Raw genomic sequence first — 26,960 nt, 5'->3', positions numbered from 1 at the left:
TATTAATTTATTAATGGCATTTTTATAATAAACGTACTTCCTTTTCCCTTCTCACTTTCCACATACACTTGAGAATTATGGACTTCCACAATTTGCTGCACATAAGCCAATCCTAATCCATGACCTTTTACATTGTGCAAATCTCCTGTATGTTCTCGATAGAACTTGTCGAATATACGTTTTTGAGCATGTTTACTCATTCCTATTCCATTGTCTTTGATCTTAATTAATATAAAATCTTTGACATTCTCAGTGTATATATCAATAATTGGCTTTTCCTGTGAATACTTAATAGCATTATCAAGAATATTGACTATGACACTAGTGAAATGGAAATCATTTCCTAACACGTCAGTTCTTCGAGCGTCTAAGTGTAAATTAATCTCTCCTTCTCTATCCTGAATTATCAATCCTACGTGATCTACCGCATTTTCAATAATTTCATGAACATCCATTTGATCTTTATCTACATCGAACTCTCTTCTTTCTAATTTTGAAATTCTTAAAACATTTTCTACTTGAGCATGCATTCGCTTATTTTCATCGCGAATCATTTTTAAGTAACGATCTACCTTTTCAGCATCATTTATCACCTTTGGATTTTTTATAGCATCCAGGGCTAAATTAATCGTTGCTATAGGTGTTTTAAACTCATGGGTCATATTATTAATAAAGTCTGTCTTTATCTCTGAAATTTGTTTTTGTTTAATCAATTGATTTATTGCATTCAAATATGCCGCAATAATAACAATCGTAAACAAAATAGACAAAAACGTAATTCCTAATAACGATGAAAATAGATACTTACTTTTCTCTGGAAAAGTTAAGTACAATTGATATTTCGTCTTTCCATCATTATCTGTTAAGATTGGAACCCCATAGGTTGATCCATCTTCATAGACAAATTCATCTGACTTTATCTTTGTCGCTAACCCTTTGTTATATACACCGTATTCAAACTTTGCATTAACTCCATATTGTTTTAATTCCTTTCTAAGCAAGTCTTGTAACTTATCTTTAGAAATTCGTTCATCAATACTTCGCAATGCAACAATATCTTTAAAGTATATTTCAAATTGCGCTTTATCTAGTATGTCTAAGTTACCCGACTGCTCTTTTACCTCATCAGGATAGTTTTGTCTAATCGCATTGCGATCAAAACCATCACCTTTGTAAATCTCAGTCTTGCGTTTAGATACTAAATTTTTTACTTTTAAACTATCTGAAACCTTGCTGTCAAAGAACGAACCTTTTATATTATAATCTTCTAATATTAATGTATTAGAATACAATATTTCTTCATTCGTCTGTGGATTGCGCTCTATATACAAGTATTGCTTTAACTCACTTGTTTTGGGCGCAGTCCCTATACTATCTTTAAGTTTATTATAAAACTTATAAAACTCTGTGGCCTCATTCTGCTGCATCGAATTAGCAACATTTCCTAACACCTGTTGAACATGATACTTAAATTGTTCTTCATTATTATTATATGAACTTATAATCCAATAAAGCTGTACCACAATGATACCTATCAATGAAAAACTCATGATAGCTACCAACATTCTAAACTTAAATTTATTCATGAACTTTCAAAATTAACATTAAAAAAAACAACCATCCCATCGATTAACATAAAATTAACTAATTAAAATGAGCTTTTTATCTCTTTAATGTTATTAATAATACATTTTACTTCGTGTTTAACCTTTTTTATATCAATATTCTCAATAACATAATTGCTAAATTGTTTTTTATACTCATCAGATAGCTGATTATTCATAATTTGTCGAATATTGTCATTTGAGACGTTATCTCGTTTTTTAATCCGCTCTATTCGCAATTCGTCAGGAGCAGTTACTAAAATAACAAGATCACATTGCTTGTCTAACTTCTTTTCAAAAAGTATAGCTGTTTCTTTAATCACAAATGGTTTATCTAAATGACTTGCCACCCATTGTTCAAAATCTTTTTTGACCTCGGGATGTACTATATCATTTAGTTTTTCCAATAGTTCCTTATTTTCAAAGACCGTTTCTCTAATTACCTTACGATCTAATTTATAGTCGTCAGTAATTACATTTATCGGGAATATGTCCTGCACCCTGTCTACGATGTCCTTTCTATCCATAATAATCTTTGCACGATCATCAGCTATATATATAGGAATACCTTCCTCTTCAAACATCTTTGCGACAGTAGTCTTTCCACTACCTATTCCCCCCGTTAAACCAGCTATTAATGTTTTTCCCATAATTCTCATTTAAAGAACATTTCTGGCAATGCAACTTCTGGTTTTTGGTTAAGTATAAATACTTTGTACACTGATTTAACAAATCCCGTGCCATAACCATAAAATTGTATAAAAACTGCCAAAATTGATAAAAATCCTATTTTTATACTTCTATTTTTTATCGATGATATTACAAAAATTAATAAAAAATAGAATATATAAATATTAATTAACAAATAAACCCCCTTGAAAGCTGCTATTATACTAAATATCAACCCTATCAAAAACAAAAGGGGAAACCAATATGTTAATTTTGAATATTTTGGGTATCTCTTGTTCAATATGGGTCTTGCCTTTCCAAATTTATTTACCTGAGTATAAAACTTTTTCCAATCAATTCTACGCTTGTGATAGACATAAGCTTTGGGAAATAATTCAGACTCAAAACCTAACTCCCACAAACGTATTGTTAAATCTGGATCTTCACCAGGATGTATCTTCCCAAAACCTTTTGATGCTTCAAAAGCTTTCTTAGATATCCCCATATTGAAACTTCTTGGCTGAAATTTACTTAAACGCTCACTTCCTCCACGAATACCTCCTGTTGTTAAAAACGATGTCATTGAAAAATTTATTGCCTTTTGTACTGCACTAAAACTATCCAAAGCTGCATCTGGTCCTCCAAAACAATCTACGTATTTGCTATCTAAGTAAGTATTCACCTCTAATAAATAATTCTCTGGAATAATGCAGTCTGAATCCAGTATGATGTAATAATCTCCTTTAGCTCTCTGCATTCCATAATTCCTAGAGTCACCTGGACCCGAATTATCTTTATAATAATAACTTATATTTAAGCGATTACTATATTTTAAGACAATTTCTCGTGAATCTATTTTTGATCCATCCTCTACAACTACCACCTCAAATTCCCCACTATACTTTTGGCGACATAAACTTTCTAAAAGCTCATCTATTTCATCTGGGCGATTGTAAACAGGAATAATGAATGAATAGTACATTTATAGTTTTTTTTATAATACGGTCACAAAAATATCGTTAAGTATTGTAATACGAAAATTGATTGGTATATTTAACCGTACTAATTTAAATGATTTCAAATAAATTAGGAATACACACAATACAAAACATGACAAATTATGAATAAAATTAATATACTCTGGGTGGATGATGAAGTGGATTTATTAAAACCTCACATTTTATTTCTTGAAAAGAAAAACTACAATATCACTACGTGCACAAACGGTCAAGACGCTATAGAATTATTTGCAAAAGAAGATTTTGACATCGTATTCCTAGACGAAAATATGCCTGGCCTTACAGGATTAGAAACCTTAAACGAAATTAAAACCATAAAAAACAATATTCCTATCATCATGATTACCAAAAGTGAAGAGGAATATATTATGGAAGAGGCTATCGGTGCTAAAATATCTGATTATTTAATCAAACCTGTCAATCCAAATCAAATTTTACTGAGTTTAAAAAAGAATCTTGATGACTCTAGATTAATTTCAGAAAAATCAACACTAAGTTATCAAAAGGAATTTAGAAATATTTCATTGGACTTAATGGATGCGAGAACCTATGAAGATTGGATTTCTATCTATAGAAAACTTCTTTATTGGGAACAAAAACTCGAAAACATTGAGGATCAAAACCTCATCAACATTCTAGAAGGACAACGTAATGAAGCAAATTCTCTATTTGGTAAATTTATAGAGAAGAATTACGAGTATTGGATTAATAATCCTGAAGATAGTCCTGTTTTATCTCACCAGATATTTAGAAAATGGGTCGCTCCAGAGCTTAAAAAAGAAGATGCAAAAGTACTTTTTATTGTAATCGACAATTTGAGATATGATCAATGGAGAGCTTTTGAACCTATTATTACTAATCATTACAAAGTAGAGTCAGAATACAGCTTCTTCTCTATCTTACCATCTGCAACCCAATATGCACGTAATGCTATATTTTCGGGACTTACACCACTTGAAATGGCTACTCAACTTCCACAATATTGGAAAAATGATACAGACGAAGGTGGAAAAAACCTATTTGAAAATGAATTCCTTCAAGATCAATTAAAACGTCTGCGATTAGATGTCAAAAATGAATATCACAAGATTGTTAGTCAAAAAGACGGCAGAAAACTAGTAGAGAACTTCAAAAGTCTAAAAAACAACAAACTAATTACATTAGTTTACAATTTTGTAGATATGCTTTCGCATGCAAAAACAGAAATGGAAGTAATTAAAGAACTGGCGTCTAATGACAAAGCTTACCGATCATTGACTGTCAGTTGGTTTAAGAATTCACCTTTACTCGAAGTGATTCAACAAGCTCAACAACTTGGTTATAAAATTATTATAACTACTGACCACGGGACAATCAATTGCAAAAACCCATCTAAAGTAATCGGTGATAAAAATACCAGTCTTAATTTGAGATATAAAACTGGTAAAAGTCTCACTTTTGAAGCTAAGGATGTCTATCATGTTAAAGACCCTAAAAAGATTCAATTACCAAGTATTAATTTAAGTAGTTCGTTTATTTTTGCAAAGAATGATTTCTTCTTAGCATACCAAAACAATTTTAATTACTATGCTTCTTATTTTAAAAATACTTATCAGCATGGTGGTATATCATTAGAGGAGTTAATCGTTCCATTTATTGTATTAAACCCTAAATAAACATGGAAATTATTTTTTCAATTAGCGACATTGAGAAAACTGCTGAAATAGTTTTAAAAAATATAAAACACAAAATTGTACTTTTTGATGCACCAATGGGTACAGGAAAAACCACATTCATTAAAGCCTTGTCAAAACAACTAGGAATTACAGATATGACGAGCAGTCCTACATTTTCTATTGTAAATGAATACTACTCTGATACTATTAATCAACGCGTATATCATTTTGACCTATATCGTTTAGAGCAAGAAGAAGAAGCTTATGATATGGGGATGGATGAATACTTAGATTCGAATAACTGGTGTTTCATTGAATGGCCTGAAAAAACTCCTACTATTATTCCAGACGATCATTCTCTTATACAATTATCTGTATTAGAAAATGGCGATCGAAAACTAATATTAGTAAACAACTAACAAAATAAACGACTTTCAATATGGCAATTACTACTCCTTTTTCACAAAAAGATTTAATCCCACAAGAAGAATGTCTAATGATTGAGCGTCAAAAGAGCAGTCTTTTTGTAGGTGTTCCCAAAGAGAATTTCTCACAAGAGAAAAGAATCTGTATTACACCTGAAGCCGTTCAGACATTAAGTTCTTATGGGCATCGAGTCCTGATTGAAAAAGGAGCTGGAGAAGCCGCAAGTTATACTGATCTAGAATATAGTAAGGCAGGTGCAGAATTAACCTCTGATACAAAAAAAGTATTCAGTTGTCCTATTATTGTGAAAGTTGCCGCACCTACACTTGAGGAGATAAAAATGATGGCACCTTATACAGTAGTCTGGTCTACTGTTCAGCTAAAAACCTTGCAAAGTCAGTTCTTTGAAGCATTAGCCAAAAAGAAAATATCTGCGATAGGAATAGATTTCATTCACGAAAAAAACGGTTCTTATCTTACATCAAGTTCATTAAGTGAGATCGCAGGAATCTCTTCCATATTAATCGCGGCAGAACTAATGACTACAACAAATAATGGAAAAGGATTATTATTTGGTAATATTACAGGAGTAATACCTACAGAAGTAGTAATTTTAGGAGCAGGAATAGTAGCTGAATATGCAGCTAGAACAGCTTTAAGCATGGGGGCAAACGTAAGAGTATTCGATAATTCCATCCAAAAACTAAAACGATTACAAAAAAATCTCCCATCACTTGTTTCTACTTCTACCATACAAGACAAAATATTGCTTAAAGCACTAATGCGATGTGATGTAGCTATTGGAGCCATCAGAGGTAAAAACAGATCCCCTATTGTAGTTACTGAAACGATGGTAGAGAATATGAAAAAAGGAGCTGTCATAATTGATGTTGCCATTGATAACGGAGGATGTTTTGAAACTTCAGAACTTACTTCTCATGAAAATCCAACTATAGTTAAGAATGGCGTAATCCATTATTGTGTTCCTAATATCACTTCTCGTTATTGCAAAACAGCCTCTATGGCATTGAGCAATATCATTACGCCTATGCTTATTGATTATGCAGAAAATGGCGACTTAGACGGTGCTGTACATGGCGATACAATTATAAAAACAGGAATCTATAGTTATAAAGGATTAGTTACAAACAGAAGTGTAGCAAATTGGTTTAACTTAGAATATAAAGACATCTTATTATTTACTTTTTAAATTTTTACTAAATGACTAGTTTTCCAATGTCTTATTAGTATTTTTGCACAAAATCATAAAAAATGAAGTTTACCCAACGCTTAGCTTATTATCTATTTGGATTATTGATTGGATGTATGTTCTTGATCTATTTCTTTGGTGAAAAAAAGACAAAATTTTGTTACTTACCAAACTGTAGAGTTTTAAAAGACATTAGAAGCAAACCAGTAAAATATTCTGCGGAGGCAGATGAAATTTTAAAACAAGGTTGGGTCAATGAAGAAGATATTAGAAACACACTTACCTATGGCAAAGTAGATTTTTCTAATAGTAATGTAGAATTCGAAAACGGTAAGATCTATGTTATCAAAGGACAAAACACTAACAAAGAACAATTTACAATCGAAATTGTAAACTACACTGATAAAGCCGAATTAAAAAACATAATAAAAACAGAAAAATAAGTCATTTTCTGTTTTACTTTCAAATATAAATTCTATATTTGCAATCCAATTGAAGGGCGATTAGCTCAGTTGGTTCAGAGCATCTCGTTTACACCGAGAGGGTCGGGGGTTCGAATCCCTCATCGCCCACTACAAAAAAACATAAAATCTCTAGTATATCACTAGAGATTTTTTTATTTAATCACTTTTCTTATAAAGACATATTTAATTAATTTTTGTGATCTTCTCAGCCAATTTACGAGCATTTGGAATAATTAAAAATGCCGATACATAAGCCACAGGTAGCATAGCTGACCAAGCTTTAAAAAACTTAAATATCCATTCACTGTCAAATTCATGCGTCCTAGATACTCCAATTGTTGCCATAATCATTGTCATTGGAATAACCACAAACAATGTGTTTAAATACTTGTAATACTTTTTATTCATCTTTTTCTATTTTGATTTAATAAGACAAAACTAGTCTTACTACTATTCAACAGCATTGACACAAATCAAAAAAAGATTCCTCAAGCAACTTCTTAATTGCAGAATATACAAATCTCTTGCTCAAACAACTTTACTACATATGCAATAACTCTTCTTCTCCCCTATTTTCATCCCCATATTACATATTTGATTATTATACAATTATCTCTATCCATTTCTATATTATAGAGCATCGATATACAAAACCACTATAACTATTTACAGATAGGGCAAATAATGTCCAAAAATTGTCCTTTTTTACCATTCACAAAACAGAAATATCTTCTCAAAACCCAATGTTTATAATGCTTTAAGCAAACTTTAAAAATAAAAAATTAGATTTGTCTAGGTAGTGTGCGAGAATTACTGGTGTAAGCATTGCAAAAACAGGGGTGCACCCAAACAATACCCATGCCGTCCCCGATAAACACTAGGATAAAATGTAAACTAAATTTGAAAAAATAAGAAAAAAGGTGAAGTTAAAATTGACTTTTTTACAGTCATTTTTAGATAAAAATACAAAATTTGATTTGTGTAGTTTTATTTAAAATATACCAGTTAGTACACTGATTAACACTGCAAAATTACAAAAAAATAAAACAACTACTTGATATAAACGCAAAAGAAATAATTTAAAAAATACTTCACTTTCCTGCTATTAATTAAATTCAAAACAGTAACCAATTTATTAATGGACTAACTAGTATTAATCTTTTCTACTCTAAAATTAAACACGAATGCAAATCTTCATTTCTTCATAATTTTTAAAAAACCCTTATCTTAGTGCAGTATTTATTTAATGACATGTCTAACAATTTACTCGATACGCCAATTGAATATTTAAAAGGTGTTGGCCCACAGCGTGCTGACCTATTAAAAAAAGAATTGGGGATATTTAAATATAGAGATTTACTTCATCTATATCCTAACAGGTATATAGATCGCACACGCTTTTATAAAATAAACGAACTATCAAATACAAATAGTGAAGTACAAATCATAGGTAAAATCATCCATCTTAAAACAGTAGAGCAGAAAAGAGGAAAACGATTAGTAGCCACCTTTACAGATGGCACAGGAGAAATAGAACTTGTATGGTTTCAAGGTTTCAAATGGATTCAAGAAAATTTAAAGATAAATACACCTTATGTTGCATTTGGAAAATTAAATAGCTTTAATCACACTTTTTCTATTCCACATCCTGAATTAGAATTAGTAGAAGACAGAAATAAAAATGTCGCATCAGCAATGCAGGCAGTCTACCCTTCTACAGAAAAATTAGGAGCGCGAATTTCTAATAAACATATGCTTAAGATGATGGCTCAGCTGCTACAAGAGACACATCTTTTATTCACAGATACCCTACCACAAGAGCTAAGATCAAAATTAGGAATGATTAGTATGCAAGAAGCACTGATTAATATTCACTTTCCTAAAAATATGGAGATCTTAAATCGTGCAGAATTTCGCCTAAAATTTGAAGAGTTATTTTATATACAATTACAATTACTCATAAAAAACATTGCACGAAAAGGCAAGATTAAAGGGTTTCCATTTGAAAAAGTGGGAGAAAATTTTAATACTTTTTATACAGATCATCTGCCCTTTCCTTTGACCAATGCTCAAAAAAGAGTAATTAAAGAAATACGCAATGATGTAGGTCAGCCAGCTCAGATGAATCGCCTATTACAAGGTGATGTAGGTTCAGGTAAGACGATCGTTGCATTCATGAGTTGTCTCTTAGCGATAGACAATGGATTTCAGGCATGTATAGTAGCACCTACTGAAATCTTAGCTACACAACACTTTATCGGAATTTCAGAATTAGCCGAGCCATTGGGTTTAAATATCAAATTACTCACTGGTTCAACAAAAATAGCCGAAAGAAGGATAATTCATGAAGAATTAGAAAATGGAGAACTACAGATTCTCATCGGTACGCATGCTTTATTTGAAGATAAAGTTATCTTTAAGAATTTAGGGTTAGCTGTAATAGATGAACAACATCGTTTTGGTGTAGAACAACGTTCTAAACTTTGGCGAAAAAATGTTATTCCTCCTCATATATTAGTAATGACAGCTACTCCTATTCCCCGTACTCTAGCTATGACTCTTTATGGTGATCTAGAAGTTTCCGTTATTGATGAATTACCTCCTGGTCGGAAACCAATTCAGACGTTGCACTTCTTTGAAGGGAAAAGACTATCTGTATGGCATTTTATCAAAACTGAAATTGCTAAAGGACGACAAGTTTACATTGTTTATCCTTTAATTGATGAAAGCGAAACATTAGATTACAAAAACCTAATGGAGGGTTATGAAGGGATTTCAAGAGACTTTCCGCTTCCTGAATATAGCGTAAGTATTGTACACGGTCAAATGACACCAGCAGAAAAAGATAGAGAAATGGAGCGATTTGCTAAAGGTGAGACTAATATAATGGTTGCTACTACAGTGATTGAAGTAGGTGTAAATGTTCCTAATGCTTCTGTGATGATTATAGAGAGCGCAGAGCGTTTTGGATTATCTCAATTACATCAGTTAAGGGGGCGTGTAGGTCGAGGAGCAGAACAAAGTTACTGCATCTTAATGACTGGTGATAAATTAAGCAACGATTCTAAAATCAGAATGGAAACGATGTGTCGTACAAATGATGGTTTTGAAATATCAGAAGTAGATTTGAAACTTCGCGGTCCTGGAGATATTATGGGAAAACAACAAAGTGGGACACTTCCTTTAAAAATTGCTGACCTTATTAAAGATCAAGACATTTTACACTATGCGAGGCATCAGGCAGTACTTTTATTAAAAGAAGATCCAGAATTAAACAATCCAGAACATCAAAACATAAAAGCAAAACTAGCAATTCTCAATAGTAATACAACCATTTGGAATTATATAAGCTAATCAATAATATATACACAACAATAAAGATGAAATTAGTATTCGCATCAAACAACAAAAACAAAATAAAAGAAATTAAAAACCAATTACCCGATACAATAGAGATTTTAAGTCTTGAGGATATCGGTTGCATGGTAGATATCCCTGAAACAGCAGATACTATAGAAGGTAATGCACTCTTAAAAGCTGACTATATTAAAAGACATTATGGATATGACTGCTTTGCAGACGATTCAGGACTAGAAGTAGATGCATTAAATGGTGCTCCTGGTGTGTATTCTGCCCGCTATGCAGGAGAAAAAAAAATGACGACGCTAATATTGATAAACTCCTAGCTACATTAAATAAGGAAGAAAACAGAAAAGCTAATTTTAAAACTGTTATTACCCTGCATTTTCAAGGAGAGACTTATCATTTTACAGGAATCGTAAACGGCAGTATCTTAAAAGATAGACAAGGCAATGAAGGTTTTGGTTATGATCCCATTTTTATAGCAGATGGCATGGATAAATCATTTGCCGAGATAGGTATTAACGAAAAGAATGCTATAAGTCATAGAGGTAAAGCAGTAAAGCAATTGGTAGATTTTCTGCTATCAAAATAAATTTCCCTTTTAAAAGCTAATGTCTCTGCATTAGCTTTTATTCATTATGACTAATTCACAATCGATCAAAATATACAAATAAATCTCCCCCTATCTCATAAATTGAACGAATAGCTAAAAAATATATTGATTGTAAAACAAGACACAATTGTCATAAGATAAAGAATTAAAAACATTAAAAAAACAAATATAAAGAATTTTGATATTCTTAGTAATCAAAGACTTTCCCCCCTATGATGATGACAAGAACGTACTAAAATTAACTTATTTTTAAAAAATAACAAAAAAATAGCATTTCATCAAAAAGAATAACTTATATTTGTACCTATTTTAATATTTATATGAACAATTTCGAACAATTAGGATTAAACGAATCTCTTTTATCAGCGATTAATGATTTAGGTTTTACAGATCCATCAGAAATCCAACAAAAGGCGATTCCTTTACTATTAGAAAAAAAAACCGATATTGTTGCGTTAGCCCAAACGGGAACTGGGAAAACCGCAGCATTTGGTTTTCCTTTGATCCAGAAGATAGATGTGTCTAATAAGAACACACAAGCGCTTATCTTATCGCCGACTAGAGAGTTATGTTTGCAAATAGCAAACGAAATTAAACAGTACTCTAAGTACGTTAAAGGTCTTCATACTGTTGCTATATACGGTGGTGCTAGTATCACTGAACAAGCAAGAGAAATAAAACGTGGTGCTCAAATCATTGTAGCTACTCCTGGTAGAATGCAAGATATGATCAACAGAGGTATGGTTAATATCAAGAATATCGAATACCTTGTTTTAGATGAAGCAGACGAAATGCTTAACATGGGCTTCTACGAAGATATCACAGCTATTTTAGCTGATACTCCAGAAGAAAAAGACACTTGGTTATTCTCTGCTACAATGCCTGCTGAAGTGGCAACTATAGCAAGAGAATTCATGAAAACACCTGAAGAAATTACAGTTGGACACAAAAATCAAGGATCTACAACAGTTAGCCATGAGTTTTATGTAGTTGGTGCGAGAGATCGTTACTTAGCTTTAAAACGTTTAGCTGATGCTAGTCCGGACATTTTCTCTGTAGTATTCTGTAGAACAAAAAGAGATACGCAAGCAATTGCTGAAAAGTTAATTGAAGATGGTTACAATGCCGCTGCATTGCACGGAGATTTATCTCAAGCGCAACGTGATGCTGTAATGAAATCATTCAGAAGTAAACAAATTCAGCTTCTTGTAGCAACTGACGTTGCTGCACGTGGTATTGACGTAGACAGTATTACTCACGTAATCAACTACCAACTACCTGACGAGATCGAGACATACACTCACCGTAGTGGACGTACTGGTCGTGCTGGTAAATCTGGAGTTTCAATGGTGATTATTACCAAGAGTGAAATCAGAAAGATTAACCAAATCGAACGAATCATTAAAACAAAATTTGAAGAGAAACAAATTCCTTCAGGTATTGAGATTTGTGCGATTCAATTATATCACTTAGCTAACAAAATCAAAGATGTAGAAGTAAATCCAGCTATTGAGACTTACTTACCTGCTATCTCTGAATTATTAGCTGACTTTGACAAAGATGAAATTATTAGAAAAGTAGTTTCTGTTGAATTTAATCGTTTCTTGGATTACTATCAAAAACCTGCTAATAATCTAACAGCTATAGCTTCAGGTCGCGGGGAGTCTCGTGAATTACCTAAAGACGGTGCTGTACGTTTCTTTATTAACTTAGGTTCAAAAGACAACTTAGATTGGATGTCTTTAAAAGACTATTTAAGAGAAACGTTAGATTTAGGACGTGATGATTTATTTAAAGTTGACGTTAAAGAGGGATTCTCTTTCTTTAATATTGAAGCAGAACACGCTGAAAAAGTAATGTCGATTTTGAATAATGAAACTTATGAAGGTCGTCGTGTAAACGTTGAAATCTCTAATAATGACGGAGGAAGAAACGCTGGAAGACGTGATCATAATAGAAGAAGTGGTGGTGGTAGTCGCAGCTTTGGGGGTGATAGAAATGACAGAGGTGGTGATAGAAGATCATCTAGCAATAGATCAGGTTCTGGAGAAAGAAGAAGCGAAGGACGCGGAGAAAGAAGAAGTAGTGATAGCGGAAGCAGAGCTCCACGTAATGAGAGAGGTTCTAGAAGAAGTAGCGAAGGAGGATCATCTAGACGTACAAACACTAGAAGAAACTAATTTGTTAATTTTTTTAAAATAACACTTAAAACTGTAAAATATCTTTTATTTTTAGGCAATCTTAAGAATATGAGAAATTTTACAGTTTTTTTGTTTTTACTCCTTTCTACATTCTGTGCAACTGCGCAAGATAAAAAAGAAGTAAAAGGAACAATAATGAATGACAAATCATTCCTACCTGTGGATGATGTTAATATTATAAACCTTACTAAAGTTAAAGCTACTGTTAGTAAAAGGGATGGTACCTTTACTATTGAAGCTGCTTTAAACGATTCTATTCACTTTTCGTCGCCAGGATATACACCTATCAAACTGAAAGTAACTAATGACTGGCTTAGCAACGAGAATTTAAAAGTTTACTTAAACGAGCAATCAATTGAATTAGATGAGATATTCATCAAAAAATTCAATTTGACAGGTTATCTACAAGTAGACACAAAATTAATTGAGCTTAATGATAAGATGCAGTTTGATTTCTACAAGCGTAATCAAACTCCCTATTACGGAACATCAATGGGCAATTTCTTTAGTCCAGTGGATTTAGTCTATAATTTATTTAAAGGAAAAGACAAGAAACTAAAAAAGATTGAAGCTATTAAGGAAGATCAAAATATGATTGCTTTAATGCAGACAAGGTATGATCGTGAAATAGTCTGCGGTCTATTAGATATTACTAGAGAAGATATAGTCAAATCTTTACAGAATTGTAGTTATAGCGATAAATTTATTTATACAGCGACAGACTTTCAAATCTATCAAGCTTTAAATGACTGTTTCAACAATTCAAAGGTATTGACCTCACAGAAAAAGAATACATCCTCTAATTAGGATGTATTTTTTTGTTTATCCCCTACTCTTTCTTTTAGAAATTTTAGAAAATAAAAGTATTTTTGTACAACATAACAACACATCAATTTTTAAACTACTTCACGAAAAATGAACATCATTTTAAAATCCGCAAAAGTCATTGATGCAACAAGTGCATTTAACAACAAAACTGTTGATCTATTAATTGAAAATGGTATCATTAAAAGTATAGCTGACAAGATTGAAACACCTGCAGGTTTTCAAGAGTTATCATTTGATGATTTACACCTATCACAAGGATGGATTGATAGTTCAGTTTGTTTAGGCGAACCAGGATATGAAGACAGAGAAACCATCGCACACGGTTTACAAGTCGCTGCAAAAAGTGGTTTTACACAAGTAGCGGTGGAGCCTAATAATCACCCACTAACCGACAATCAAAGTATTGTAAGTTTTATAAAGCAAAAAGCTTTTGGGGCTACTACCCAAGTTTTTCCTATAGGTGCATTAACCGTTAAATCTGAAGGAAATGATTTAGCTGAGTTATATGATATGAAAAATGCAGGAGCAGTTGCTTTTGGAGATTATAAAAAATCAATAGACAATGCTAATGTTCTTAAAATAGCCTTACAATATGTACAAGATTTTGACGGGCTTGTTATTGCCTTTTCACAAGATAAAAGCATCAAAGGAAAAGGAGTTGCTAATGAAGGCATAGAAGCCACTAAATTAGGTTTAAAAGGTATTCCTGCATTAGCCGAAGACTTACAAGTAGCAAGAAACTTATTCCTTCTTGAATATACTGGAGGAAAAATGCATATCCCTACTATTTCTACTGCAGCCTCAGTGGATTTAATTAGACAAGCTAAACAGAAAGGCTTAAATGTAACATGCAGCGTTACTGTACACCATTTAACGATGACTGATGAAGTCTTAAACGATTTCGATACACGTCACAAAGTTCTACCACCTCTACGAGATGAAGCAAATAGACAAGCTTTAATAAATGGCGTTATTGACGGAACTATAGATTGCATTACTTCAGAACACAATCCTCTTGATATTGAACACAAAAAACTAGAATTTGATCAAGCTACTTTTGGTACAATTGGTCTAGAATCAGCTTTCGGAGCATTAGCAACAGTGTTACCACTAGAAGTGATTATTGATAAACTAACTAAAGCAAGAGAAATTCTTAATATAGAAACTACTTCTATTGCTGAAGGTAATAAAGCTAATATTACTCTATTTTCACCTAAAAATGAATGGGTGTTTAAGAAAAACAATATATTGTCTAAATCTAAAAACTCTGCTTTTTTAAACCATAAAATGAAAGGAAGAGTTTACGGGACTCTTAATGGTGATAAAGCAACCATTAACGAATAAAAATAATTAATTTTAATATGCTGAAGACTTTTAACGAAAGAGAAATTGAGACAGGAAAAACAATGGCAATCCTATCTCACCTAACAATCATTGGTTGTTTAGTTGCCATATTTATGAATCTAGATCCTAAAAATAAATTTGCAGGTTTTTATATTAAACAAACCTTTGGTATACATATCTTATTTTATATGCTAGCTTATTTTATTGGGATAACTGATACTTGGTTAGTAACTATACCATTTTACATTTGTTTCTTTATTCTATGGATCTATAGTTTTTTGGGTGCAGTAAATGGAGAAATAAAACCATTACCAAAAATTGGCGTATATTTCCAAAAATGGTTTGACAAAATATCAGCTTAATAAATTATGGAAACATCATTATCACTTTCGTATTTAATACAAGAGCCTAAAGTAATTAAAGACAAAAATCCCTTAATATTACTACTTCATGGATATGGTAGTAATGAAGAGGATTTATTCTCTTTTGCTTCAGAATTATCAGATGAATATTATATTGTATCAGTTCAAGCTCCCTACACCGTACCACCTTATGGATATGCATGGTATGCAATACACTTTGATGCTGATGCAAATAAATTCTCAGACGATAATCAAGCAATAGAATCAAGAGAACTAATTGTTAAGTTTATTGACGAATTAATCAAGAAATATCCAATTGATCCAGATAATATAAACTTAGTTGGTTTTAGTCAAGGAGCGATACTTAGTTATGCAATAGCATTATCTTATCCTGAAAAAGTTAATAAAGTAGTAGCTCTAAGCGGTTATTTCAATGATAAAATAATTGCAGAAAATTACAATCAAAATGACTTTTCAAAACTTAAAATGTTTGCTTCTCACGGAACTGTTGACCAAGTTATACCAGTAGATTGGGCAAGACAAACACCTACTATTCTAAAAAGTTTAAATATTGAACATGAGTATAAAGAATACCCTGTCGGTCATGGAGTCCACCCTCTTAACTTTAGAGATTTCAAACTGTTTTTAGAAAAATAGTTATACAACAACTATTACATATAGAAAAGGGGCTGTCAAAATTGACAGCCCCTTTTCTATATACTTGTGTAAAATACTATTCTTCATCAGTCATTTCTTGATCAGAGTTAATTATCCTTAGATCAATGGCTCTTGCAGCCGTATATGCAACTTCTCCCTTACGTTTCAAAACAAAGTCTTTACGAATATCTAATTCCCAACCTTCATTACTTAAAACACCTTTTAAATTCTTTTTCTCAAGTAAGATACTTTCATCTTTATTAGGTAAGAATATTTCAGCCTTTTTTTCATCTCCTGAAAGAATTACAAAACAACTTATCCCATTACTATCAATATCATTTTGTTCTTCAAAAGAATCTATACTGTTTATTGGGTTTAATCGAAAGCCTTCTTCAAACGGACGTATGCACGCTGATTTTAATTTACTCCAACGATATCCAGCGGAAATAGTGCATCCAAAGTTATCTTCTTCTCCTACTATCGTAGTACTTCCGTCAGTGGTAACGATATCAGTATCCTTGCCCTTTACATTATCTTTTAATATAAAATCACAAGAGCTAAAAAACAAAGCTATTATGACTAAAAAGCTAACTAACTTACTCATAGAGTATCTATATTAAATTAAAAAATATTATTTCTTAGGATACAATACTGTATCTAGCGTTTTAAATTCTGTAGCCTTATCACCATAATAGAAATACTTAATCAATACTTCTCCATGAATATCGCCAGCATAGAAATCTGCAATTATCCAACGATGATTTAAGATTTCAATCTTATTAATAATACATTTATCTCCATTGATAACGCCATAAGGTACTAGCGAATTTCCTTCTGCTTGATGGTTTAATGCCAAAATCTCTTCGCGAATACGCTTTACATCTGCATCAATTGTTTTGTAATCAAAATATTCTTGTGCATCGTCGTTATAATCCAATGTAAAGTATTGTGCTTCTCTTAAATCTGCCACAGCACTTTTTAAAGAATCTCTTACAACTTCTATTCTCTTGTGGGCTACTGCTACCTTCTTCTCTTCCACTTTATACATATTATTATTACTCGCATATAGTAACACAAGAATCAAAAGTGAAAATAAAAATAAGTAAAAAAAAGCTTTATGTCTCATATTTTGGGGTAAAATTAAAATTCTATTCGCAAATTATCGTACGCCAAATATACGTCTTTCGGTAAGATTTTTTCTATTTCTGCATGAAAACCTAAATCTTGAGCAATATGAATAAGATAAGATTGCTCAGGTTTTATTTCTTCAATGAAATCAAGTGCTTCCTGTAACGTAAAATGTGTAGGATGATCTTTAATTCTCAATGCATTAACTATTAAAACCTTACATCCTTTTATTTTCTCTTTTTGCTCTGGGCTTATTGTTTTTGCATCCGTGATATAAACCAAATCTCCCATGCGGTAACCAAAAATTGGCAACTTCCCATGCATTATATCTATCGGTTCAATTACCTTACCTTTTATCTCAAATTTTTTGTTTGACTCAATAATATGAGGATCTACTGCTGGCGCGCCAGGATATCTATTCTCTTTAGTAAAAATATATTCATATCGCTTTTCTAAAGCTGTCATTACTTGCTCTGATGCATAAATTGGAAGTGGTCCATGCAACATACTAAGTGGTCGTATCTCGTCGAGTCCTGCAATGTGATCAGCATGTTCATGAGTAAACAAGATAGCATCTAAATAACTACAATTATTAGATAGCATCTGCTGTCTAAAATCGGGACCACAATCAATTAATAAAGTCAAATCATCCCACTCAATCAGAACAGAAGTACGCAATCTTTTATCGCGAGGATCTTCACTTGATGCTACGGGGTGATCAATTCCAATAATAGGGATTCCTTGAGAGGTACCTGTTCCTAAAAAATATACTTTCAAAACATTTAAATTTATTACAAAAGTAGCGTTTATCTTTTTTTCTTGTACGATATTTGTTAGGTTTGTTTAAAATAGCTAACAATGGAAAAATTTGCAGAAGATTTAGTATTAGAAGGGGATAGATTTATAGAACATCAACCTGCTATTTCAGATAAAGCACTGCGTATCAACTTAAATAATGATATTTATGGTACGTTTGCAGAAATTGGAGCAGGGCAAGAAACTGTTCGTCACTTTTTTAGAGCAGGAGGTTCATCTAGAACTGTAGCAAAAGCAATGTCTGCCTATGATAAAGCATTTAGTGATGCCATCTACACAGTTGAAGACGACAACAGATATGTAACTGAGAGTAGGCTTATTAAAATGCTGGAATACGAAACTCGTAAAATTGAAGCACGTATAGTACGTGAAAGCAATCCTACCAAAACATTTTTTAGTTATGCCAATACAGTAGCGACAATTGACTATGCTAAAAAGAATAAAGGTCATGGATGGGTAGGAATACAGTTTCAGTCAAAACCAAATGAAGAATACAGCATGATTGTGCTTCATATTCAATTTAAAGAAACTGATTCTAAACTACAACAAGAAACTTTAGGAATATTAGGGGTTAACTTAATATATGGTGCTTACTACCAACATCACGATCCTAAAAAAATTATTAGTAGTTTATACGACCACCTTGATAAAGATCAAATAGAAATAGATAGTATTAATTTTTCTGGTCCTCTTTTCGAAAAAGTAGATAACAGATTAATGAGCTTATATTTAGTTAGAAATGGACTAACTGATGCTGTTATGTTTGGCCCAGACGGGCAAAGTAAATTACCTGCAAATGTACTTTATAGACAAAACATATTAGCACTTCGTGGTAGTTTCAGACCGGTAACGATTGTAAATATGAACATTTACAAAGAATCTATAGAAATGTTCATGCGTGAAAACAATCTTAAAAAAGAAGAAACAACAGTAATTTTTGAAGTTACACTTTCTAATTTAATTAGTGAAGGATGTATTGATGAAATAGACTTCTTACACCGTGCAGATTTATTATCTTCTCTTGGGCAAACTGTAATGATTTCTAATTTCCAAGAGTATTATAAACTAACGGAATACTTCTCTAAATTTACCGACAAGCATGTAGCATTATCAATGGGAGTGAGTAGCTTATTAAACATCTTTGAAGAAAAATATTACAAAAACCTTACAGGAGGAATCTTAGAAGCATTAGGTAAATTATTCAGAAACAATATGAAGATTTACTTATACCCTATGAAAGGTGAAAATGGAGAAATAATAAACTCTACAAATCTAAAAGTAGATTTACATATTAAAGAGCTTTATAAATACTTCAAAAAACAAGGACAGATCGTAGATATTGAAAACTTTGATGAACGTAATTTAACTGTTTTCTCTAGAGACGTTCTAAAATTACTACAAGAAAATAAAGAAGGTTGGGAAGATAAATTACCTGAAGGTATTTCTCAGATGATAAAAGAAAAAGAGCTATTTGGCTATAAAGCAAGATAAATCTTTTATATAAATAAAATTAAAAAGGGTTGTAAACTAATTAGATTACAACCCTTTTTAAATACTTATTGCTTGATACTATCATGATATGTCTTTAATATCTCCTCTCTAAAATTAGGATGGGCAATATTTACTAATGCTTGTACACGTTGCTTTAATGACTTTCCATATAAATCTGCTACACCATATTCTGTAACAATATACTGTGCATGTGCACGAGTAGTTACAACACCAGCTCCTTGCTTTAAAAATGGTACAATACGGTTATGTCCTTTATTACTAGTAGAGGCCAATGCTATAATTGCCTTCCCTCCTTTACTTAAAGAAGCACCTCTTACAAAGTCCATCTGCCCTCCTACTCCTGAATACATCTTAGAGCCAAGCGAGTCAGCACATACTTGACCAGTCAAGTCTACCTCTAATGCTGAATTTATAGCAACTACTTTTGGATTTTGGCGAATTACAGACGTATCGTTTACGTAACTAGACTCTTTCAAAACGATAAATGGATTATTATCTACAAACTTGTAAAGTCTTTCTGAACCAATCAAAAATGTAGCTAATGCCCTACCTTTTGTCACTGCTTTCTTAGAACAATTAATTACTCCATTTTCAATTAAATCAATTACACCATCAGAAAACATTTCGGTATGTAATCCAAGATCTTTATGGGAAGTTAACTTTGATAAAACGGCATTAGGAATAGAACCTATTCCCATCTGTAAGGTACTCTCATCTTCTATTAGCTCAGCAACATAATTTCCTATTAAGTTTTCAGTATCAGTAATTGGTGCAAGTTTAGAAGCATAAATTGGAGTATGATGTTCTACTGCCATATCTATTTTGGAAACATGCAATATACTATCTCCAAATGTTCGAGGCATATGTTTATTAACTTGAGCAATTACATATTTAGCTGACTCCATTGCTGCAACTGTAGCCTCTACTGATACCCCTAAAGAACAAAATCCATGCTCATCAGGTGGTGATACTTGTATAAGTACTACATCTACATTAAGAGCTCCCTTTCTAAACAAATTTGGAACCTCACTTAAAAAAACTGGAGTATAAGAACCATTTCCTGCTGAAATAGTATGGCGCACATTGGCACCTATAAAAAAAGAATTGACATGAAAACTTTCTGATAAAGCTGGATTAGCATAAGGGGCTGCTCCTTCTGTGTGAATATGACAAAACTCTACACCTCTTAATTCTTCTGCTCTATCACTAATAGCCTTTGTTAAAATATTTGGTGTTGCAGCAGCTGCGTGAACATAGATCCTATCTCCTGATTGCACTACTTTTGCTGCTTCTTCAGCGGTTACGTACCTCATAAAAGTTTACTTTTAAAAATAACAAATAATTTTTTTGAACGTCTCTTTTTACTATATACCAATAACAAAGAATACTTCTTAAGTACCGAATATTATTTCATATTTAGTATATAATATTAGTTAAATCAATTGCATGATTTAACCTACACAAAATACAAATAATTAAAGTAATTCCAGCTATATAATAAAGCTTCTCATATTCAATTACAAATACATTAACAAATACACTAACAAATTTTGTTAATTCATAAAAAAACACACATTGATATAAAATTCTTATTATTTTTTTACTCAAATAAGTAGCTTTTATATATTATATTTTACTATATATCAGCTATTCTACACACCTTTTTGTCGAACTTAAAACTGCCATATCGCCTAATTCATTGACTACTATTAAACTTTTATGAAATACCAATTATTAATGCATGCCTACTTTTATTATTTGTCTATTATATCATCTACTAAAAAACACGCACATTACATAATACTCAATAAAACGAAAGAAGAATTATTCACGCTAAGACTATTTAAAGAATTAATTATTTTGTCCAAAGAGAATGATTACTACCCTATCAAAAATAGATGTTACCTTGACAAACATCTATTTTTTACTTAAATAATAGTATTTTTGTAGATATTATCATTTCATATAATGACAACAATAAATAAAAAAACATTACAAGACCTAGAGTTTGAAACAGTACTTGCAATCATATCTGAATTATGTGTAACAGAATCAGGTAAAGAAATGGCTATGGAAATTGCTCCCCTTCACACAGAGGAAGCAACAATAAAAGCACTTAAACAAACTTCTGAATATGTAGCATCATATACCAATAATAATGTTATTCCCAATCACTATTTTGATAGCATTGATTACGAATTAAAATTTTTAGGTATCGAAGATAGTTTTCTTGAGGTTAGTAGCTTTAAAAAGATATTCAACTTAACAGAAACAACCTTAAATCTTCTAACATACTTTAGAAAGTTTCAAGAATACTATCCTTATTTATATGAGGATGCAGCACCAATTGTTCTAGAAAAAGACATTATAAAATCGATTGAGAATGTATTAGATAAATATGGAGAAATAAAAGATAATGCTTCTCTTGATTTACTAAACATTCGCAAGAATATAAATCTAGTAAGAGGAAAAATAAATCAAAGCTTTGGCTCTGCATTAACTCAATACAATAGTGCGGGATATTTAGATGACATTAGAGAAACTGTAGTAGAAAATCGTCGCGTGCTAGCAGTAATTGCTATGCATAGACGTAAGGTTAAAGGAAGTGTATTAGGTCAATCGAAAACAGGAAGTATTGTATATATCGAACCAGAAGCAACTCTTAGATATTCTAGAGAATTAAACAATCTTGAATATGAGCAGAGAGAAGAAATTGTACGTATTTTAAAGAACTTAACTAATATCATACGTCCATTTCGTTCTACGTTACTTGAATACCAAGAGTTCTTAACTCATATAGATATAACAGCTGGAAAAGCTAAATATGCTAACAAAATAAATGGTTTATTACCAGAGATCACTAAGGAGCGTACATTGTACTTTAGAGAGGCTTACCATCCTATCCTGTGGTTAAATAACAAAGCAAAACACAAACCTACTTATCCTCAGACTATTTCTCTGGATGAGAACGGAAGAATTATTGTGATTTCTGGACCTAATGCTGGAGGTAAAAGTATCACTTTAAAAACTATAGGGCTACTGCAATTAATGTTACAATCAGGACTTTTAATTCCTGTACACGAGCGAAGCAAAACCTTTTTATTTGATCGTATATTAACAGATATTGGTGATAATCAATCTATTGAAAATCACCTAAGCACCTACAGTTACCGCTTAAAAAACATGAATTATTTCTTAAAAAAATGTAATGATAAAACATTATTTTTAATAGATGAATTCGGTACAGGTTCTGATCCAGAATTAGGAGGTGCATTAGCAGAGGTTTTTTTAGAAGAACTTTATGATAGAAAGGCTTATGGTATCATTACTACTCACTATACTAATCTAAAGATTCTTGCTAATGAGTTGCCTTGTACCACAAATGCCAATATGCTCTTTGATGAAAAATCACTTGAACCGATGTATAAATTAAATCTAGGTCAAGCTGGTAGTTCATTTACTTTTGAAGTAGCTCAAAAAAACGGTATCCCTTTTAGTCTAATTAACAGAGCTAAAAAGAAAGTAGAAGGTGATAAAGTGCGCTTTGATAAAACGATTGCTAATCTGCAAAAAGAAAGACATAAATTAGAACGTACTTCTAGTAATCTAAAAGAAGAAGAAATTCGTGCAAGAGAAGAAAGTAAAAAATTAGAATCGACTAACGCCAAGATTCAAGAAAAGCTAGAAAGATATCAAGAGCTTTTTGATTCTAATCAACGATTAGTTTCGCTAGGTCAAAAGCTTGATGATTTATCTGAAAAGTACTTTAATTCCAAAAGTAAAAAAACTTTGTTTGGCGATGTTTTAAAAATAGTAGAGATAGAAAACTCTAAACGCAAAAAAACTACACCAAAAGAAAAGAAAGTAAAAGCAATAGAGCAAAAAGAAATCATCAAAGAAGTTGAGGAAAAAATAGAGGTAATTCGCCAAGAGAAAAAAGTAGAAAAAGAAAAGAAAAAACAACAAGAGGCTAATAAACCTAATTTCCCACTAAAAGTTGGAGATAGAGTTAGAATGATTGATGGTCGCTCTGTAGGAACGATAGATGCTATAGAAAAAAACAAAGCAACTGTAAATTACGGTTTCTTTACTTCTAAAGTAAGTATAGATCAGCTAGAAATGGTAGAACGTAAAAAATAATGATAGATATACCAAAAGATAAAAAGATAGTCTTATTTGATGGGGTATGTAACTTTTGTGATAATACTGTGAATAAAGTAATCAAAGCAGACCATAAAGATTTGTTTAGATTTACTTCACTTGACTCAGAAAAAGGAAAAGAAATACTAGCTTACATAGGTGTAGATCGCACCAAAATTGACAGTATTATCTTATATGAACCAGGAAAAGCTTACTACATCAAATCGGAAGCTGCCTTAAAAATTGCCTCTTATCTGGGAGGTTGGTATTCCCTATTAACTATTTTTACTATTTTGCCAAAGTCATTTACTAATTTATTCTATGACTATATAGCTAGAAATCGGTATAAATGGTTTGGAAAAAAAGAGAGTTGTATGATACCTGATCAAAAAATCAGAAATAAATTCTTTTAAAGTAAAATCTACAAACTGTATTATGCAATTTTAGCAATAAATTATTTCCCTTAAACTGTAGCAATGCTTATATTTGCGTACTCATAAAAATTATACGAATGCATATTTCATACAATTGGTTAAAGCAATTCATTAAATTAGACGTTACACCAGAAGAAACTTCTGAAACCTTAACTGACTTAGGTCTTGAAGTAGAAGGAATTACTCACTATGAGAGTGTAAAAGGTGGTTTAAAAGGAGTTGTTGTTGGACATGTATTGTCTTGCACAAAACATCCTAATGCTGATAAATTAAATGTAACTAAAGTAGATTTAGGAACAGAAGAGCCAGTACAAATCGTTTGTGGAGCTCCAAATGTAGCAGCAGGACAGAAAGTACCTGTAGCAACTATTGGTACTGAATTATTTGATGCAGATGGAAATGCATTCCAAATCAAAAAAGGAAAAATCCGCGGAGAAGAAAGCTTCGGGATGATTTGTTCTGAAGTAGAACTAGGAATTGGTACTAATGGTGATGGTATTCTAGTACTTGACCCTTCTATTGCAGCAGGTACTCCTGCGGCGGAAGTATTCAAAGTAGTTACTGACGAAGTATTTGAAATTGGTTTAACACCAAACCGTTCTGATGCAATGAGTCATTGGGGTGTAGCTCGTGACTTAAGAGCAGGTCTATTACAAAATTCAAACAATGAAATTCAACATAAAGAGTTAATCACTCCTTCTGTTAGTAAATTCAAAGTAGAAAGACGTACTTTAAAAATGGACGTTTCTGTTGAAGATTACAAAAAAGCGCCTCGCTATTGTGGTGTTACAATTTCAGGAATTGAAGTAAAGCCTTCTCCAGAATGGTTACAAAACAGACTTAAAGCTATCGGTATAGCTCCTAAAAATAATATTGTTGACGTTACGAATTATGTATTACATGATTTAGGACAGCCTCTACACGCATTTGATGCTGCAAAAATTAAAGGGTCAAAAGTAACTGTAAAAACAGTAGCTGCTGGTACAAAATTTACAACATTAGACGGTGTTGAAAGAGAATTACATCAAGATGACTTAGTAATATGTGATGAGAATGGTCCAATGTGTTTAGCTGGTATCTTTGGTGGTACGAGAACTGCGGTATCAGAAAACACAACAACAATCTTCTTAGAGAGTGCTTATTTCAATCCTGTTACAATTCGTAAGGCTGCAAAAAGACATGGTCTAAATACTGACTCTTCTTTCCGTTTTGAAAGAGGTATAGATCCTTCTATAACTGAATACGCATTAAAACATGCTGCATTGTTAATTCAACAAGTTGCTGGCGGTGAAATCACTTCCGATCCTGTTGATTTATATCCTAAAAAGATAGAAGATTTCTCTGTTTTCTTAAACTTCAATAATATCAACAGAATATTAGGGGAAGAAATATCAAAAGAAACTATTAAGAAAATACTTGTATCACTAGATATCAAAGTGCATAGTATGTCTGACATTGGTTTAGGAATTACTGTTCCTGCATACCGCGCTGACGTAACTAGAGAAATAGACGTTATTGAAGAGATTCTTCGTGTATATGGTTTTAATAATATTACCTTCTCTTCTAAACTAAATGCTACAATATCTAATAATTCAAGAACTGAAGATCACAGAGTTCAAAATATTATCTCTAACTTACTTGTTTCACAAGGCTTCTATGAGATTATGTCAAACTCTTTGACTACACCAGATTACACTAATTTAACAGAAGATATTAAATCTAACTTCCAAGTAGATATATTAAATCCACTGAGCCATGATCTATCTGTAATGAGACAAACATTACTTTTTGGAGGTTTAGAGGCAATTTCATATAATATCAATCGCAAGAGAGGTGATTTAAAATTATTTGAGTTTGGTAAGTCTTACCACAAGATGATTACTAATTACGAAGAAAACAAACACTTTGCATTATTTGCTACGGGTAATAATGTGAAGGCATCTTGGAATAGTAAACAATCATTAACTGATTTCTTCGAATTCAAAGGATATGTAAATGGTATCTTAGCACGTTTAGGAATTACAAAATTAAATACTCAGCCAGCTGAATCTGATATATTTTCTGAAGGTATTTCTTACTATCTAGGAAAAGATAAGTTAGTTGAATTTGGTATCCTTAAAAAGGCTATTTTAAAAGAATTCGATATTAAACAAGAAGTATGTTATGCTGATTTTAATTGGGAGAATATATTAAAAGTAATCTCACAAAAAATAAAATTCACAGATATTAATAAATTCCCATCAGTAAAAAGAGATTACGCTCTATTAATCGATGAGAATATTACATTTGATCAAATATACGCTCTAGTTAAACAAGTTGACAAAGCAATCATTAAAGATGTAACTCTTTTTGACGTTTATCAAGGAGATAAAATAGAGCAAGGTAAGAAATCATACGCTATTTCTATATTAATGGAAGACAGCAGTAAAACACTTACTGATAGCCAAGTTGAAAAAATAATGGGTAAAATTAAATACCAATTAGAAAATAACTTAGGAGCTCAACTAAGATAAAA

The 26,960-nt window shown here is 31.9% G+C and carries 22 protein-coding genes, 1 tRNA gene and 1 pseudogene; 16 read left to right on the top strand and 8 right to left on the bottom strand.

Translation table 11 applies throughout. The annotated features are described in order from the left end of the window. Positions 1 to 2: 2 nt before the first annotated feature. From RH98_RS05160 to RH98_RS05150, 3 genes are all read right to left on the bottom strand, one after another. On the bottom strand, positions 3 to 1,565 hold the full coding sequence (locus RH98_RS05160; protein WP_010251270.1) for a sensor histidine kinase: 1,563 nt from the start codon (positions 1,563 to 1,565) through the stop codon (positions 3 to 5). 83 nt (positions 1,566 to 1,648) lie between these two features. Next, on the bottom strand, positions 1,649 to 2,254 hold the full coding sequence (gene coaE, locus RH98_RS05155; RefSeq protein WP_036495478.1) for a dephospho-CoA kinase: 606 nt from the start codon (positions 2,252 to 2,254) through the stop codon (positions 1,649 to 1,651). A gap of 5 nt (positions 2,255 to 2,259) precedes the next feature. Then, complete coding sequence (locus tag RH98_RS05150) at positions 2,260 to 3,255, bottom strand: glycosyltransferase family 2 protein (protein WP_010251266.1); 996 nt, start codon at positions 3,253 to 3,255, stop codon at positions 2,260 to 2,262. Positions 3,256 to 3,393: 138 nt separating this feature from the next. Between RH98_RS05150 and porX the strand changes: the two genes are divergently transcribed. From porX to RH98_RS05125, 5 genes are all read left to right on the top strand, one after another. Beyond that, positions 3,394 to 4,947 (top strand): T9SS response regulator signal transducer PorX, encoded by a 1,554-nt coding sequence (porX, locus tag RH98_RS05145; RefSeq protein ID WP_010251264.1) that lies wholly within the window; start codon positions 3,394 to 3,396, stop codon positions 4,945 to 4,947. A gap of 2 nt (positions 4,948 to 4,949) precedes the next feature. Beyond that, positions 4,950 to 5,366 (top strand): tRNA (adenosine(37)-N6)-threonylcarbamoyltransferase complex ATPase subunit type 1 TsaE, encoded by a 417-nt coding sequence (gene tsaE, locus RH98_RS05140; protein ID WP_010251262.1) that lies wholly within the window; start codon positions 4,950 to 4,952, stop codon positions 5,364 to 5,366. Positions 5,367 to 5,386: 20 nt separating this feature from the next. Next, positions 5,387 to 6,583, top strand: a complete 1,197-nt coding sequence (locus tag RH98_RS05135) for an alanine dehydrogenase (protein ID WP_010251260.1) — start codon at positions 5,387 to 5,389, stop codon at positions 6,581 to 6,583. Between the two features lie 62 nt (positions 6,584 to 6,645). Further along, positions 6,646 to 7,026 carry a DUF4258 domain-containing protein gene (locus tag RH98_RS05130; protein ID WP_010251258.1) on the top strand — a complete coding sequence of 127 codons (381 nt, stop codon included), beginning with the start codon at positions 6,646 to 6,648 and terminating at the stop codon, positions 7,024 to 7,026. A 54-nt stretch (positions 7,027 to 7,080) separates the two neighbouring features. Beyond that, positions 7,081 to 7,155, top strand: a tRNA-Val gene (locus RH98_RS05125). 75 nt (positions 7,156 to 7,230) lie between these two features. On the opposite strand, the gene RH98_RS05120 is transcribed toward RH98_RS05125, so the two are convergent. After that, complete coding sequence (locus RH98_RS05120) at positions 7,231 to 7,455, bottom strand: DUF2798 domain-containing protein (protein ID WP_010251256.1); 225 nt, start codon at positions 7,453 to 7,455, stop codon at positions 7,231 to 7,233. An 843-nt stretch (positions 7,456 to 8,298) separates the two neighbouring features. Between RH98_RS05120 and recG the strand changes: the two genes are divergently transcribed. The 7 genes and pseudogenes from recG to RH98_RS05085 all read left to right on the top strand — a co-directional run bounded on the left by recG (position 8,299) and on the right by RH98_RS05085 (position 16,415). Beyond that, complete coding sequence (gene recG / locus RH98_RS05115; RefSeq protein ID WP_010251254.1) at positions 8,299 to 10,401, top strand: ATP-dependent DNA helicase RecG; 2,103 nt, start codon at positions 8,299 to 8,301, stop codon at positions 10,399 to 10,401. Positions 10,402 to 10,427: 26 nt separating this feature from the next. Then, positions 10,428 to 11,002: pseudogene (locus tag RH98_RS05110) on the top strand (non-canonical purine NTP diphosphatase). Between the two features lie 341 nt (positions 11,003 to 11,343). Beyond that, a complete protein-coding gene (locus RH98_RS05105; RefSeq protein ID WP_010251247.1) occupies positions 11,344 to 13,203 on the top strand; it encodes a DEAD/DEAH box helicase in 1,860 nt (619 codons plus the stop codon). Positions 13,204 to 13,272: 69 nt separating this feature from the next. After that, the gene (locus tag RH98_RS05100) at positions 13,273 to 14,031 is read left to right on the top strand and encodes a carboxypeptidase-like regulatory domain-containing protein (protein ID WP_010251245.1); all 759 of its coding nucleotides are present in this window, start codon (positions 13,273 to 13,275) and stop codon (positions 14,029 to 14,031) included. Positions 14,032 to 14,139: 108 nt separating this feature from the next. Beyond that, positions 14,140 to 15,396 carry a dihydroorotase gene (locus RH98_RS05095; protein WP_010251243.1) on the top strand — a complete coding sequence of 419 codons (1,257 nt, stop codon included), beginning with the start codon at positions 14,140 to 14,142 and terminating at the stop codon, positions 15,394 to 15,396. A 17-nt stretch (positions 15,397 to 15,413) separates the two neighbouring features. Further along, a complete protein-coding gene (locus RH98_RS05090; protein WP_010251241.1) occupies positions 15,414 to 15,758 on the top strand; it encodes a hypothetical protein in 345 nt (114 codons plus the stop codon). Between the two features lie 6 nt (positions 15,759 to 15,764). Then, the gene (locus RH98_RS05085; protein WP_010251239.1) at positions 15,765 to 16,415 is read left to right on the top strand and encodes an alpha/beta hydrolase; all 651 of its coding nucleotides are present in this window, start codon (positions 15,765 to 15,767) and stop codon (positions 16,413 to 16,415) included. Between the two features lie 76 nt (positions 16,416 to 16,491). Here the strand turns inward: RH98_RS05085 and RH98_RS05080 are convergent, their stop codons facing one another. The 3 genes from RH98_RS05080 to RH98_RS05070 all read right to left on the bottom strand — a co-directional run bounded on the left by RH98_RS05080 (position 16,492) and on the right by RH98_RS05070 (position 18,320). Next, positions 16,492 to 17,019: a hypothetical protein gene (locus tag RH98_RS05080; RefSeq protein WP_010251237.1), complete on the bottom strand. Its 528-nt coding sequence runs from the start codon at positions 17,017 to 17,019 to the stop codon at positions 16,492 to 16,494. A gap of 27 nt (positions 17,020 to 17,046) precedes the next feature. Further along, positions 17,047 to 17,463 (bottom strand): hypothetical protein, encoded by a 417-nt coding sequence (locus RH98_RS05075; RefSeq protein WP_010251235.1) that lies wholly within the window; start codon positions 17,461 to 17,463, stop codon positions 17,047 to 17,049. A 92-nt stretch (positions 17,464 to 17,555) separates the two neighbouring features. Further along, positions 17,556 to 18,320 (bottom strand): MBL fold metallo-hydrolase, encoded by a 765-nt coding sequence (locus RH98_RS05070; protein ID WP_010251232.1) that lies wholly within the window; start codon positions 18,318 to 18,320, stop codon positions 17,556 to 17,558. A gap of 81 nt (positions 18,321 to 18,401) precedes the next feature. On the opposite strand from RH98_RS05070, the gene RH98_RS05065 reads away from it, so the two are divergent. Beyond that, on the top strand, positions 18,402 to 19,850 hold the full coding sequence (locus tag RH98_RS05065) for a hypothetical protein (RefSeq protein ID WP_010251230.1): 1,449 nt from the start codon (positions 18,402 to 18,404) through the stop codon (positions 19,848 to 19,850). Positions 19,851 to 19,915: 65 nt separating this feature from the next. Here the strand turns inward: RH98_RS05065 and RH98_RS05060 are convergent, their stop codons facing one another. Then, positions 19,916 to 21,184: an acetyl-CoA hydrolase/transferase family protein gene (locus tag RH98_RS05060; RefSeq protein ID WP_010251228.1), complete on the bottom strand. Its 1,269-nt coding sequence runs from the start codon at positions 21,182 to 21,184 to the stop codon at positions 19,916 to 19,918. Between the two features lie 655 nt (positions 21,185 to 21,839). Between RH98_RS05060 and RH98_RS05055 the strand changes: the two genes are divergently transcribed. The 3 genes from RH98_RS05055 to pheT all read left to right on the top strand — a co-directional run bounded on the left by RH98_RS05055 (position 21,840) and on the right by pheT (position 26,958). Beyond that, positions 21,840 to 24,011, top strand: coding sequence for an endonuclease MutS2 (locus tag RH98_RS05055; protein WP_010251226.1), 2,172 nt, complete (start codon positions 21,840 to 21,842; stop codon positions 24,009 to 24,011). Beyond that, positions 24,011 to 24,424, top strand: coding sequence for a thiol-disulfide oxidoreductase DCC family protein (locus RH98_RS05050; RefSeq protein ID WP_010251224.1), 414 nt, complete (start codon positions 24,011 to 24,013; stop codon positions 24,422 to 24,424). Before RH98_RS05055 ends, RH98_RS05050 begins: the two co-directional genes overlap by 1 nt. A gap of 98 nt (positions 24,425 to 24,522) precedes the next feature. Then, the gene (gene pheT / locus RH98_RS05045) at positions 24,523 to 26,958 is read left to right on the top strand and encodes a phenylalanine--tRNA ligase subunit beta (RefSeq protein WP_010251222.1); all 2,436 of its coding nucleotides are present in this window, start codon (positions 24,523 to 24,525) and stop codon (positions 26,956 to 26,958) included. Positions 26,959 to 26,960: the final 2 nt, after the last annotated feature.

This window comes from Myroides injenensis M09-0166, assembly GCF_000246945.1.
GTDB classification, from domain to species: Bacteria; Bacteroidota; Bacteroidia; order Flavobacteriales; family Flavobacteriaceae; genus Flavobacterium; species Flavobacterium injenense.
The sequence above is the reverse complement of the archived record's forward strand: the minus strand, read 5'-3'. Positions and strand labels throughout refer to the sequence as shown.